Annotated in this window: 11 protein-coding genes, 2 tRNA genes and 1 other RNA gene; 5 read left to right on the top strand and 9 right to left on the bottom strand. The window is 73.2% G+C overall.

The window, feature by feature from the left end; translation table 11 throughout:
• Positions 1–59: 59 nt before the first annotated feature.
• Positions 60–659 (bottom strand): recombination mediator RecR, encoded by a 600-nt coding sequence (gene recR, locus ACVGV2_RS01130; RefSeq protein ID WP_459164186.1) that lies wholly within the window; start codon positions 657–659, stop codon positions 60–62.
• Between the two features lie 45 nt (positions 660–704).
• Complete coding sequence (locus ACVGV2_RS01125; RefSeq protein ID WP_459165821.1) at positions 705–1,073, bottom strand: YbaB/EbfC family nucleoid-associated protein; 369 nt, start codon at positions 1,071–1,073, stop codon at positions 705–707.
• A gap of 232 nt (positions 1,074–1,305) precedes the next feature.
• On the opposite strand from ACVGV2_RS01125, the gene ACVGV2_RS01120 reads away from it, so the two are divergent.
• The gene (locus ACVGV2_RS01120; protein WP_459164185.1) at positions 1,306–3,225 is read left to right on the top strand and encodes an alpha/beta fold hydrolase; all 1,920 of its coding nucleotides are present in this window, start codon (positions 1,306–1,308) and stop codon (positions 3,223–3,225) included.
• Between the two features lie 80 nt (positions 3,226–3,305).
• Here ACVGV2_RS01120 and ACVGV2_RS01115 read toward each other — a convergent pair.
• A tRNA-Ser gene (locus tag ACVGV2_RS01115) sits at positions 3,306–3,391 on the bottom strand.
• 279 nt (positions 3,392–3,670) lie between these two features.
• Here ACVGV2_RS01115 and ffs point away from each other — a divergent pair.
• The 3 genes from ffs to ACVGV2_RS01100 all read left to right on the top strand — a co-directional run bounded on the left by ffs (position 3,671) and on the right by ACVGV2_RS01100 (position 6,933).
• Positions 3,671–3,764, top strand: an RNA gene (gene ffs, locus ACVGV2_RS01110) — signal recognition particle sRNA small type.
• Positions 3,765–3,895: 131 nt separating this feature from the next.
• Positions 3,896–6,337 (top strand): DNA polymerase III subunit gamma and tau, encoded by a 2,442-nt coding sequence (locus ACVGV2_RS01105; protein WP_459164184.1) that lies wholly within the window; start codon positions 3,896–3,898, stop codon positions 6,335–6,337.
• A 380-nt stretch (positions 6,338–6,717) separates the two neighbouring features.
• The gene (locus tag ACVGV2_RS01100; RefSeq protein ID WP_459164183.1) at positions 6,718–6,933 is read left to right on the top strand and encodes a hypothetical protein; all 216 of its coding nucleotides are present in this window, start codon (positions 6,718–6,720) and stop codon (positions 6,931–6,933) included.
• A gap of 414 nt (positions 6,934–7,347) precedes the next feature.
• Here the strand turns inward: ACVGV2_RS01100 and ACVGV2_RS01095 are convergent, their stop codons facing one another.
• The 6 genes from ACVGV2_RS01095 to ACVGV2_RS01070 all read right to left on the bottom strand — a co-directional run bounded on the left by ACVGV2_RS01095 (position 7,348) and on the right by ACVGV2_RS01070 (position 10,997).
• A complete protein-coding gene (locus ACVGV2_RS01095; RefSeq protein ID WP_459164182.1) occupies positions 7,348–8,343 on the bottom strand; it encodes an NAD-dependent epimerase/dehydratase family protein in 996 nt (331 codons plus the stop codon).
• Positions 8,344–8,715: 372 nt separating this feature from the next.
• Positions 8,716–8,800 (bottom strand) — tRNA-Ser (locus tag ACVGV2_RS01090).
• 109 nt (positions 8,801–8,909) lie between these two features.
• Entirely contained in the window at positions 8,910–9,491 is a 582-nt protein-coding gene (locus ACVGV2_RS01085; RefSeq protein WP_459164181.1) for an RNA polymerase sigma factor, read from the bottom strand.
• 174 nt (positions 9,492–9,665) lie between these two features.
• Positions 9,666–9,902: a CsbD family protein gene (locus ACVGV2_RS01080; RefSeq protein WP_459164180.1), complete on the bottom strand. Its 237-nt coding sequence runs from the start codon at positions 9,900–9,902 to the stop codon at positions 9,666–9,668.
• A 139-nt stretch (positions 9,903–10,041) separates the two neighbouring features.
• The gene (locus tag ACVGV2_RS01075) at positions 10,042–10,512 is read right to left on the bottom strand and encodes a nucleoside deaminase (protein ID WP_459164179.1); all 471 of its coding nucleotides are present in this window, start codon (positions 10,510–10,512) and stop codon (positions 10,042–10,044) included.
• A complete protein-coding gene (locus ACVGV2_RS01070) occupies positions 10,509–10,997 on the bottom strand; it encodes a tRNA adenosine deaminase-associated protein (RefSeq protein ID WP_459164178.1) in 489 nt (162 codons plus the stop codon). Before ACVGV2_RS01070 ends, ACVGV2_RS01075 begins: the two co-directional genes overlap by 4 nt.
• A gap of 115 nt (positions 10,998–11,112) precedes the next feature.
• Here ACVGV2_RS01070 and ACVGV2_RS01065 point away from each other — a divergent pair, with 115 nt between their 5' ends.
• Positions 11,113–12,081, top strand: a complete 969-nt coding sequence (locus ACVGV2_RS01065) for a prephenate dehydrogenase (RefSeq protein WP_459164177.1) — start codon at positions 11,113–11,115, stop codon at positions 12,079–12,081.
• The last annotated feature ends 69 nt before the right edge of the window (positions 12,082–12,150 follow it).

Here is a 12,150-nt window from a genome sequence, read left to right as displayed (position 1 = left end):
CGCTCCTCAGGATAAATGCCGGGCCACGCGCGCCAGCCGCCGGAGCGCCACCCGCGGCCTCAGCCGGCGTCCCGGCGGCCCGACAGCGCGCGTCCGAGGGTGAGCTCGTCGGCGAACTCCAAGTCACCGCCCATCGGCAGCCCGGAAGCGAGCCGGGTGACGTTCAGATCCGGGAACTCCTTGAGCATCCGCGTCAGATACGTCGCCGTGGCCTCGCCCTCGGTGTTCGGATCGGTCGCGATGATCACCTCGGTGATCCCGTCCGCGCCGATGCGCCGCATCAGCTCGCGCACCCGCAGCTGGTCCGGGCCGACCCCGGACAACGGGTCCAGCGCACCGCCCAGCACGTGGTAGCGGCCGCGGAACTCGCCGGTCCGCTCGACCGCCAGCACGTCCTTCGGCTCCTCGACGACGCACACCAGCGCCGGATCGCGGCGCGCGTCCTGGCAGATGCGGCAGCGCTCCTGCTCGGAGACGTTGCCGCACACCTCGCAGAACAGCACGCCGTCGCTGACCTTCTGCAACGCCTCCTGCAAGCGGTTCACGTCCGCCGGTTCCGCTGCGAGCAGGTGGAACGCGATCCGCTGCGCACTCTTCGGACCGACACCCGGCAACCGGCCGAGCTCATCGATCAAGTCCTGGACGGGCCCCTCGTACACGGCTGTCTCGCCTCACCTCTCAGCCCGGACCGGGCAGTTCGCCGCTCAGCCCAGGCCGGGCAGGCCCAAACCGCCCAGGTCGCTCGGACCCTGGCCGCCGCCTTGCCCGCCGAGACCGCTGGTCAACGGCCCCATCTTCTCGGCCTGCATCTCCTGCGCGGCCCGGTTGGCATCGCGCACCGCGGCCACGACCAGGTCCGAGAGGGTCTCGGTGTCCTCCGGGTCGACCGCCTTCGGGTCGATCGTCATCGACTGGAGCTCACCGGTGCCGTTGACCACGGCCTGCACCAGGCCGCCGCCCGCGCTGCCGGTCACCTCCGCGTCCGCGAGCTCCTGCTGGGCGCTCATCAGCTTCTGCTGCATCTCCTGCGCCTGCTGCAGGATCTCCTGCATGTTGGGCTGACCGCCCGACATGCCCTCGGGCTGCCCCGCTCCAGGTTGCACTTGGTCCTCCTCGCCGAGTCCGCTGGCGCGAAGCGATGTCCGCGCGGCTACCCCACCAGCGTAGACGGGGCGGGCCAACAGCACGGCACCCGCCGCGCACGCGCGCGTCCTCCGCAGCGCCGCTGCGGACGGCTCCCGGCAGCGGCGCCCACCGCGCTGGTGCACCCTGCCGCCCGCGCTGCGCGCCTGTCATGGTGATCGCATGCCCCTGCACATCGCGGAGCTGTTGCGCCTGGTCAGCCGGCGTGCGTTCGACATCGACCCGGCGGGCCGGGTGCTGGCCGGTTCGGACGAGTCCGGGTCGGTGCAGCTCGTCGAGATCGACGCGGCCGACGAGCCCCCGGCTGCCCGGCAGCTGACCGCGCTGCCCGGCTCCGTCACCGGCCGCTACCTGCCCGACCGGCGGGCCGTGGTCGTGCAGCACGACACCGACGGCGACGAGCGCACCCAGCTGTCGCTGCTGCCGCTGGAACCGGACGCCACCCCGGCCACCAGCGGCGGACTTACCCCGCTGGTGCGCAACGCCCGGTACGTGCACCGGCTGGTGGACGTGCTGCCCGGCCGCGTGGTGTACACGACGAACCGGCGCAACGGTGTGGACTTCGACGTGGTGGTGCACGAGGTCGACAGCGGCGCCGAACACGTCGTCCACGCCGCCTGCGGCATGGTCGGCGAGGCGGCCACCGCACCGGACGGCCGCGTGGCGATCACCGTGCCCGCCGCGCCCGCGCTGTCCGAGCAGCTGCTGCTCGTCGACACCGCACCCGCCGGAGCGGTTCACGTGCTCACCGGCGCCGCGGAGCACGCGCGGCACACCAGGCCCGGGTGGACCGACCGCGGCGAGCTGCTGGTGACCTCGAACGCCGGGCGCGACCGCACCGGCATCGCGCGGGTGGCACCCGGCGGCGAGCACCGGTGGCTCGTGCCCGATGCGGACGGCGCTGCGGGCACCGACGGCGCTGCGGACACCGACGGCGCGGACCAGGCCGCGGCAGACCCGGCGGAGCACGACCTGACCGGCTGGGTCTCACCGGACGGGTCGACGCTGCTGGTGCACACCAACGCCGACGGCACCTCGCGGCTGAGCCTGCACGACACCGCCGACGGGCGGTTCCTGCGCCCCGTGCGGCTGCCCGGCGCGGGATGGTGCGCGCACCCGCTGCCGGAACCGGTGTTCTCCCCGGACGGGCGGTGGATCGCGCTGTCGTGGAGCTCCGCGTCGACGCCCGGGGACGTGCTGCTGGTGGATTCCGCCACCGGACGCGGCCGCGCGCTGACCAGCTCAGCGGGCGAGCACGCGGCGGCGCTGGCGGAACCGGCGCTGGCGGAACCGGCGCTGGCGGAACCGGCGCAGCACCGCGTCCCGGCGCGCGACGGCCAGCACATCCCGTGCCTGGTCTACCGGCGCGACCCCGGCGACACCACCGATCCCACCGTGCGCGGTTCCGCCGTGGTCATGGTCCACGGTGGACCGGAAGGGCAGTCCGTGCGCACGTTCAACCCGGTCGCGCAAGCCCTCGCCGCGCGGGGGCACACCGTCGTCCTGCCGAACGTGCGGGGATCCACCGGATACGGCAAGCAGTGGTACTCCGCCGACGACCGGCGCGCGCGGATGTCCGCTGTGGACGACCTGGCGGACGTGCACGCGTGGCTGCCCGAGATCGGTTGCGACACCGGCCGCGCCGCGCTGTGGGGCGGTTCCTACGGCGGCTACATGGTGCTCGCCGGGCTGGCGTTCCAACCCGGACGCTGGGCCGCGGGTGTGGACATCGTCGGGATCTCCTCGCTGCTGACGTTCCTCGCGAACACGGCGCCCTACCGGCGCGCCCACCGCGAACGCGAGTACGGATCACCGCGCGAGGACGCGGAGTTCCTCCGCTCGATCTCCCCGCTGCACCACGCCGGGAAGATCCGCGCGCCGCTGTTCGCGCTGCACGGCGCGAACGACCCGCGCGTGCCGCTGTCCGAGGCCGAGCAGATCGCCGCGTCGGTGCGCCGCAACGGGGTGGAGTGCGAACTCGTCGTCTACGGCGACGAGGGCCACGGCCTGGCGCGCCGCGGCAACCGGCTCGACGCGTACCCCCGCGCGCTCGAGTTCCTCGCCCGCCACCTGGCGCTGTGAGCCTCCCGCGGTACCCGCTCGCCGCGGGGTCCGGACGCACGAAGGCCCCGGAGCCGGCGAGCTCCGGGGCCTTTCCCGAGCGGAGGATACGGGATTCGAACCCGTGAGGGCTGTTAACCCAACACGATTTCCAATCGTGCGCCTTAGGCCGCTCGGCCAATCCTCCGCGCAACAGCGTAGCAGCGCCGCCGCTTCCGCCGGCCAGGGGGTCGCTGCGCTGCGGCACCCCGGCCGCGGGTCCCGCCAGCGGCTGCGGCGGGCACTCCGGCCTGCCCCCGCACGGGACTGCCTGCCGCACTCCGAGCCACCCCGCGCGAGGGTTGCCCCTCTTCGAGCTACCCCGCGCGAGGGCTGCCTGCCGCGCGCAGCCGAGCACCGGAGCACGCCGGCCCCGGGCGCTGACCACCCCCGGTTTCCGCGGCACCGCCCGGCTCGTTACACTGGGCGCGGACCTCGTGCGGCGTCATCCTGTGAACTCCCCCAGGGCCGGAAGGCAGCAAGGGTAAGCGGGCTCTGGCGGGTGCACGAGGTCCCCTTTGCGTTCGGGGCCGTTCCGGTGAACACGCGGGAAGCGTCGACGCTTCGCCGCCGACCAACTCGTCGGCCAACTCGCCGGCCGGCCCGCCAGGTCGCACCCGCACCGTCCGCCCCACCGCGTAGGGTTGCCACCGTGGCGCTCGCCCTCTACCGCAAGTACCGTCCGGCGACCTTCGCCGAGGTCGTCGGGCAGGAACACGTCACCGAACCGCTGCGCACCGCGCTGGCATCGGGCCGGATCAACCACGCCTACCTGTTCTCCGGCCCCCGCGGCTGCGGCAAGACCACGAGCGCGCGCATCCTCGCCCGCTCGCTGAACTGCGCGCAGGGCCCCACGCCCGACCCGTGCGGCGAGTGCGAATCCTGCGCGGTCCTGGCCCCGGAGGGCGGCGGCAGCGTCGACGTCATCGAACTCGACGCGGCCAGCCACGGCGGTGTGGACGACACGCGCGAACTGCGCGACCGCGCCTTCTACGCACCGGCCCAGTCGCGCTACCGCATCTTCGTCATCGACGAGGCCCACATGGTCACCCCGCAGGGGTTCAACGCCCTGCTGAAGATCGTGGAGGAGCCTCCCGAGCACCTCGTGTTCATCTTCGCCACCACGGAACCGGACAAGGTGCTGACCACGATCCGGTCGCGCACCCACCACTACCCGTTCCGGCTGTTGGCGCCGTCGACGATGCGCGAGCTGGCCGAGCGCATCTGCACCGAAGAGGACGTGGCCGTGGAACCGGCCGTCTACCCGCTGGCGATCCAGGCCGGCGGCGGCTCGCCGCGGGACACGCTCAGCGTGCTCGACCAGCTGCTGGCCGGGGCGAGTGAGCGCGGCATCACCTACGACCGCGCCGTCGCGCTGCTCGGCGTCACCGACGTCGCCCTGATCGACGACATGGTGGACGCGCTCGCGGCCGGCGATTCGGCCACGGTCTACGGCACGGTCGACCGGATCGTCGAAGCGGGGCACGACCCGCGGCGCTTCGCCGCGGACCTGCTCGGGCGGCTGCGCGACCTGGTGCTGCTCAACTCGGTCCCGGACGCGGCCGACCGCGGCCTGGTGCAGGCCGGACCGGACGAGACCGCCAAGATGCGCACGCAGTCCGAACAGCTCGGCGCGGCGACGCTGTCCCGGTTCGCCGACATCGTGCACACCGGGATGTCCGAGATGCGCGGCGCGACGGCTCCGCGGCTGCTGCTGGAACTGCTGTGCGCGCGGATGTTGCTGCCCGCCGTGTCCGATGCGGACACCGCCCTGCTGCAGCGGTTGGAACGGGTCGAGCGGCGCATGACCATCGCCCCCGCCGGAGCGGAGCAGGCAGCGGCGGCCGCGTCCGCACCACCGGCCGAAGCCGCATCGGCGCGGGAGGCCGCACCCGCGCGGGAGGAATCGGCGCCCGTGCGGGAGGAGCCGACGCCGCAGCACCCCGCGGCACCGGCGGAGGAGCCGGACGCCGCGGCTGCCCCGCCGGCGGCCGATGCTCCGGCCGCGCCCGCGGAGGCGGCGGCACACCCGGCTGCCCCGGCACCGGCCGACACCGCACCGGCCGACACCGCACCGGCGGAAACCGCGCCGGGCACGGGAGCTCCGGAGCCGGCGTCGGAACCGGCCCCGGAGCCGGCTGCGGAACCCGCACCGGCCGAACCGGCCACGAGCGGCGGCTACGACGCGGCGGTGGTGCGGCGCGTGTGGGAGGACCTGCTGCGCGCCGTGTCGCAGCGCAACCGCCCCACGCAGGCGCTGCTGCTGAACGCGAAGGTGCACGACCTCACCCGGGGCACGCTCGTGCTGACGATGCCGACCGCGCCGCTGGTCAAACAGCTGGCCCAGCAGCGGCGGCTGGACTTCGTGCGCGAGGCGCTGCGGGAGGTCCTCGGCGGCGAGTGGGAGATCCACTGCGTCGAGGAGGGATCGGCCCCGACGGCGAGCGGTGCGCAACGCGGCGGCTCCGCCGCGGAGCAATCGCAGAGCACCGCCGGGCACCGGAACGCGGCCGGCGCGCGCGAATCGGCGGTCTCGGCGGGCGGATCCGCGATGCAGCAAGGCTCCTCCCCGTCCGCGGCGACCGGTCCGCGCACCACGGCCGCGGAGCAGTCCGCCGGCCCGCCCGCGAACGGCAGCTCCACCGCGCAGGTGCCCGCGGACGCCGCTGCGGCTGAACGGCCCGCGGCAGCACCGCAACCTCAGCCGCAGCAGACCCAGTCGCAAGCTCAGTCACCGCAGGCCCAATCACAGGCCCAGTCGCAGCAAGCTCAGTCACCGCAGGCCCGGTCCTCGCAGGAGCCCTCCGCACCAGCCTGGGCTGCCGACGCGGGCCGCGGCGAAACCGCCTCCGTGCCGGTACCACCCGAGCCGGACACCACTCCCCCGCCGCCGGAGCCACCGGACGAACCCGAACCGGAGGACGTCCCCCCACCGCCGCAGGCCCCCGACGAGGAACCGGAGGACGCCGCGGCGATGCTGCGCGATTCGTCCCCTGTGGACGGATCGGACGCGGCCCCGACCGATCCCGAAAAGCGCGCCGAGCAGCTGTTCGCGCGGGAACTCGGCGCGCAGCGCGTGGACGACTCGCGCTGAGCCGCGAACCCGCGCGGCGCTGCTCCACGAGTCGGCCCGGGCGAGTCGGGGCTGGGCGGGTCGAGGCTGGGCGGGTCAGGCCTGGACGAGTCGCGTCTGGGCGAACTGCGGGTGGTTCCGCACGCCCCTCGTGGCGGCCGGTACGTTGCCGTGCGGGCACGACGCGAGGAGGGCACCGCGTGGCGGAAACGGCCGAGTGGTCCGGAGAGCACAAGTGCGCCGGTTGCGACGGGACCGGAATGGTGCGGCAATCACGCATGTACCGGTCGTTGGCGACAGGAGAAACATCGACCATGATCGGACTGACGCGGTGCGCGCACTGCCGTTCCGACCCGGGTCGGCAACGCCACCCCGGACCGCCGATGTGAGGGAACCGCACGATGTCGGACAACGAGGGCGCCACGCCGTCCAACACCGGCCAGGGGCCGAACAGCGTGTGCCATTCCTGCGGTGGTTTGCGCTCGCTGAGCGAACCGCGGCTCTACGTCATCCAAGCCACCGAGGACCTGTGCACCGGCATGACCCTGGCCCAGTGGCGCACCTGCCCGCACTGCTCGGGGAAGGGCTACGTACCCGGCATAGCCCCGCCCGGGTGAAGACGCTGCTGCGCGCGGCGAACAGCACCCCGCTCCGGGGAGTGCCTCCGCCCTGAGGGCAGCTGGCCTGCGCAGGATCTGGTGGGGCGGTCAACTGCTGCGGGCCGGCGCAGTCCGCCCGGACGCGGAGGCGGGGGCTGCGAGACGGGCTCGAGCGGATGCATCCGGATCATTCGGCCCTCTCGCTTCACCGCCGCACGGCTGCTTCACCCAGCTCGCTGAGCTCTGCACCACCACGCCCGCACGCAGCGAGATCCGTACGCAACGGGATGGTCAAGTGAGGCGTGCGCATGAGGTGGGCGTGATCGGTGTATGCGACGGGACGACTGCACCAGCGGTCCCACCGACGACAACGCAGCACTGATGGACGCCTTCAGGAGGTTGGCCGACTCCTCCGCTGGAGGCGCGTACGGGTCAGCGGACGGTGTAGACCCCCGTGGACACGGAGTGGTAGCCCTTGGCGCCCACGGTGCGGGCGAGCGGGCTGCGGGGATCCTCGTCGGCGGCGATGCGGTCGAGGACGTGGCGGAAGTCGTAGCGGGGCCTCCAGCCCAGCTCGACGCGGGCGCGTTCGTTGACGTAGACGCGATCGAGCCGCGGGAACAGCGTCCAGCCCCGCTGCGCGTACACCTCGTCCACCTCCGGAAGCAGACGACGTACCACGGCAGCCGCGTCCTGGCCGAGTTCGGCGAGATCACCGGGGTCGAACGGGGTGGTGGCGTTGATGATGTAGCGCCCGAAGCCGAGCTGCGGCGCTCGTTGCGCCGCCGCCAGGTGGGCATCGACGACGTCGGCGAGGTCGGCGCGGCGGTGGAGGAACTCGTTGGCTTTGACGTTCGCGTCGGTATAGCGGGCGCGGACGTCGTCGCGGTCATCGAGCTCGGGGAAGAACCGCGAGGTGCGCAGCACGACCACGGGCAGGCCGTGCTCGCGGTGGACGAGTTCGCAGAGGTTCTCGGCCGCGGTCTTGGTCACGCCGTAGATGTTCTTCGGGATCGGGGTGACGTCCTCAGCGATCCAGGCAGCCGGTTCCCCCGCATCAGGTGTCAGCGCATGACCGAAGGTGCTCGTGGTGCTGGTGAACACGAAGCGTGCGACACCGGCGGCGACGGCCTCCTCGAGCAGCACCAGCGTGCCGGTGATGTTCGTGTCGACGAACGCCTGCTGGTCGTGCGAACCGACGTGGGGCTTGTGCAACGTTGCGGCATGCAGGACGGTGTCGACACCGCGCAGGCACTGGCGAAGCACCTCACGGTCGGTGATCGAACCGACCACGGTGGTGAACGGCGAGCTGTCGACGTCGAGGCCCACGACCTCGCGGCCCTGATCGCGCAGGACCCGAACCAGGGCCTCACCGAGATGTCCGGCACTGCCGGTCACGAGAACTCTTTGACCAGGCACGGGGGTCATAACGGGTTTCCTCCAACGGTCAGCTCGCACCGCACACACGCACCCTGCTTGAGCGTGCGACGGCGGATGGGGACGGTGCGGGCGTCTCCAGCCTGTGTTTATCAGGCGAGATCGCACGACATCGAGGGCCGGGCGCAGCTGGTCCGCCTCGTCGAGAGCCCGGTACGCGCCCTCAGCATCCCCGGAGGTCAGGAGTTCGATCGCGGAGCGCGCGGGAGAGCTGTTCTGGTCGTCGGAGGCCCCCGCCTCGAGGACGGCGAGGACGTCAGCTCACAGCGCTCACGAGGACCAACTGAGACCGCAACTGAGACCGCAGAAGTACGGGGCCGGGCTCGGCTATACTGGAGACCGGCCCCGTACCTGCTCACAGGGCGGTAGCGGTGGGATTCGAACCCACGGAGGCGTTAACCTCACACGATTTCGAGTCGCGCTCCTTAGGCCGCTCGGACACGCTACCGCCCGCTAGGGTAGCGAACCCCTGTTCCCGGCTTGCAGACGGGGGCCCGTTCCGATTCCGGACGCTGACATCGGCCGGGGCGGTCAGGCCCAGTCCATCGGCCGGGCGGTCAGGCCCAGTCGCGCAGCACATCGGCCAGGGCGGCTCGCGCCCGGGAGAGCCGCCCGCGCACCGCCTGCTCCCCCGCACCGACGCGACGACCGATCTCCCCGCAGGACAAGCCGTCCACTTCGGCCAACACCCACACGTCGCGTTGGCCGCGGGGCAGCCCGGCCAGCGCGCGGCGCAGCTCCAGCGTGGCCGCACCGGCCAGCGCGAGCCGCTGCGGATCGGCCGCGCACCCCGCTCCTCCGACGGCACGGCGGTGCTCGGGCACCCGGCCGACCGGGTCGGTGCGGTGGGTGCGTCGGCGGCGCAGCACGAGCAAGCAGTTGCGCCGAGCGATCTGGAACAGCCATCCGCGCAGCGCAGCGGGTTCGGCCAGCTCGGCGGTGCGCCGCCACACGGTGACGAACACGTCCTGCGTGACGTCCTCGGCCTCGATGCGGTCGTCGAGCATGCGCAGCGCCAGTGCGCGCACGCCCCGTGCGTAGCGGTGCACGAGGAGTTCGAACGCGGCGGCCTCGCCCGCCGCGATGCGGCGCGCCAGTGCTGCGTCGGTCGCCTCCACCGCGGCGTCGGTCGCCTCCACGCTGCTCCTCCCGCGCTCGGGTCGTGCTCGCCCGGGTCCTCATCGCCGGAAGCCGCACCGCGGCGACGGTGGTGCACATGTGCCGGGTCCGCCCCGACACGTTCGGGGCGGACCCATGGTCACAGCCCGCGTTCCTGCCCGCGGGCCGAACAGGTCGCCGGATCAGGCGATCTTCTACTGTTGCTGACCGCCCTGACCACCCTGACCGCCCTGGAAGCGGTCCTTCATGTCCTTCGCGGCGCCGGCGGCCTTGTCCTTGACGTCCTGGCCGGCTTCCTTCATCTTGCCGCCCATCTCGTCGCGCTTGCCGGCCTCGCGCATCTCCTCGTTGCCGGTGGCCTGCCCGGTGGCCTGCTTGGCCTTGCCGACCAGCTGCTGCGCCTGTTCCTTGGCCTTGTCGAAAACGCCCATGGCGGCCTCCTTCGCTGCTTCGCTCCGGCGCCCGCGGCGCCGGGATCCACCCGGGACGTACCCGACACGCGCGCGGCCAAACGGAACATCGCGCGGTCATGAGCCGTGACACCCGCAGCAACACCCGCGGCGGACCCCCTCAGTCGCGCTGTTCGGCGAAGAAGTTCTCGAGCAGGGCGGCGCACTGTTCGGCCAGCACCCCGCCGACGACCTCCGGCCGGTGGTTGACCCGCCGATCCCGCACGACGTCCCACAGCGAACCGACCGCACCGGTGCGCGGTTCCCACACGCCGAACACCACCCGGTCGACCCGGGAGAGCACCAGCGCACCGGCGCACATGGTGCACGGTTCGACGGTGACGGCCAGGGTGCAGCCGGTCAGCCGCCAACCGTCCCCGTGCTCGGCGGCGGCGGCCCGCAGCGCGAGGACCTCGGCGTGCGCGGTCGGGTCGAGCCGGGCTTCGCGCTGGTTGTGCGTGCGGGCGAGCACGCGCCCGGCGGGGTCGGCCACCACCGCGCCGATGGGCACGTCCCCGGTGGCCAACGCCCCGGGCGCCACGTCCAGCGCGCTCCGGACGAGATCGGTGTCCGCCCGGCTGTGGCCGGTCACTGCTCCAGCTTCTCCAGCACGTTGCCGAATTCCTGGCCGAACCCGCAGCGCCGGGCGATCATCTCCAGCTGCTCGTCCGGGTAGAGGTCGACCTCCTCGATGATGACCATCATCTCGCCTTCCGGCAGGCCCAGGTCCGACAGGATCGACAGGTTGCCCTCCGGCCAGATCTCGTCGTCGTCCTCGTCCGGCGTCTCCGCCCGCAGCAGGTCCAGCACGTCGGCGGCGATGTCGTAGTCCAGCCCCGCCGCCGCGTCCGACAGCAGCAGCTCCACCCCGTCGGGAACCGGGCGGAGCAGCACGAAGAACTCGTCGTCCACATTGCACATGCCGAACAACGCGCCGGTGGAACGCAACTCGCGCAACGCCGTGATGGACGAGTCGAGACTGCTCAACACCGAGCTCGCCAGCGTGCTGCAACGCCACCGCCCGTCCTCGCGCACGACGGCGACGGCGAACCCCTCCACCGGGTCCTGGACCATCATGGGGACACCGTAGAGCGTGTGGAAGCCACCCGAAAGCACCATTGCCCCTTCGTGACCTTCGCGAGTCGGCGGTTCCTCCCGACCGGAGCTCGATCGCGTGCGGCAGGATGGGGCCATGCGCGGCGTGTGCGTCATCGGACTGGGACTCATCGGCGGATCGATCCTGCGCGCGGCCGACCGGGCCGGGCGCGCCACGTGGGGGGCGACGACGTCCGAGGCGGACGCCGCCGCGGCCGAGCACGAGGGGGTCACCGTGCTCGAGGCGGAAACGGCGCTGCAGCGCGCCGCCGCGGAGGACGCCCTGGTGGTGCTGGCCACACCGATGGGGGCGCTGCGGCAGGTGGGCCGGCTGCTCGCCTGGCACGCCCCCGAGGCGCTGGTCACCGACGTGTGCAGCGTCCGCCAACCCGCCACGCAGGAGCTGCGTTCGCTGCTGCCCGGCGCGCGGCACGCGGGCAGCCACCCGATGGCGGGCACGGCCGAGTCGGGCTACGCGGCCGGCAGCGCCGAGCTGTTCGACGGCGCGGCGTGGGCGGTGACCACCGAGGACGACACGGACATCACCGCGTGGCGCGCGGCGGTCGAACTCGCCCTGGACTGCGGAGCGCAGGTGGTTCCCGCTTCGGACGCGGCGCACGACGCGGCCGTGGCGCGGGTGTCGCACCTGTCGCACGTCTTCGCCGCGGCGCTGGCCGCGACCGCCGCCGACGGCGGCCCGCTGGCGCTGTCGCTGGCCGGGGGGTCGTTCCGCGACGGCACCCGGGTGGCGGGCAGCGACCCGGCCCTCGTCACCGCCATGACCGAGGGCAACCGGGAGGCGCTGCTGGACGCGCTGGACGACGCGCTCGGCAGGTTGGGCGCGGCCCGCGGCGCGCTCGCCTCCACCGGATCACTGAAGTCCACTGTGGAGTCCGGGCACGCCGCCCGGCGGAGCTGGCACGAACTGCTCACCAGCGAGCACGTCCGCCGCAACGTTTCCCTGACCTCCCCCGGGATCCTGGGGCGGTTGCGCGAGCTCGGCGAACGCGGCGCCCGCGTGGTGGGCCTCGACGCGGGCGAGGCGACCGTCGAGATGCCGAACTGAGCCGGCTGCGGCGCGGGGCCCGCCGAGGGGTGCGAGCCCCGGGTCGCCAGGCGCCCGCGGCCGGTGGTT

Source organism: Bounagaea algeriensis, assembly GCF_054491375.1.
This window is presented reverse-complemented; position numbering and strand designations above follow the sequence as displayed.

Excerpts from the sequence above, each read along its gene's own strand:
- ACVGV2_RS01095 (WP_459164182.1), bottom strand. The coding sequence starts at position 8,343 with ATGACCCCCGTGCCTGGTCAAAGAGTTCTCGTGACCGGCAGTGCCGGA.
- ACVGV2_RS01120 (WP_459164185.1), top strand. The coding sequence starts at position 1,306 with ATGCCCCTGCACATCGCGGAGCTGTTGCGCCTGGTCAGCCGGCGTGCG.
- ACVGV2_RS01065 (WP_459164177.1), top strand. The coding sequence starts at position 11,113 with ATGCGCGGCGTGTGCGTCATCGGACTGGGACTCATCGGCGGATCGATC.
- ACVGV2_RS01080 (WP_459164180.1), bottom strand. The coding sequence starts at position 9,902 with ATGGGCGTTTTCGACAAGGCCAAGGAACAGGCGCAGCAGCTGGTCGGC.
- ACVGV2_RS01125 (WP_459165821.1), bottom strand. The coding sequence starts at position 1,073 with ATGTCGGGCGGTCAGCCCAACATGCAGGAGATCCTGCAGCAGGCGCAG.
- ACVGV2_RS01070 (WP_459164178.1), bottom strand. The coding sequence starts at position 10,997 with ATGATGGTCCAGGACCCGGTGGAGGGGTTCGCCGTCGCCGTCGTGCGC.
- ACVGV2_RS01100 (WP_459164183.1), top strand. The coding sequence starts at position 6,718 with ATGTCGGACAACGAGGGCGCCACGCCGTCCAACACCGGCCAGGGGCCG.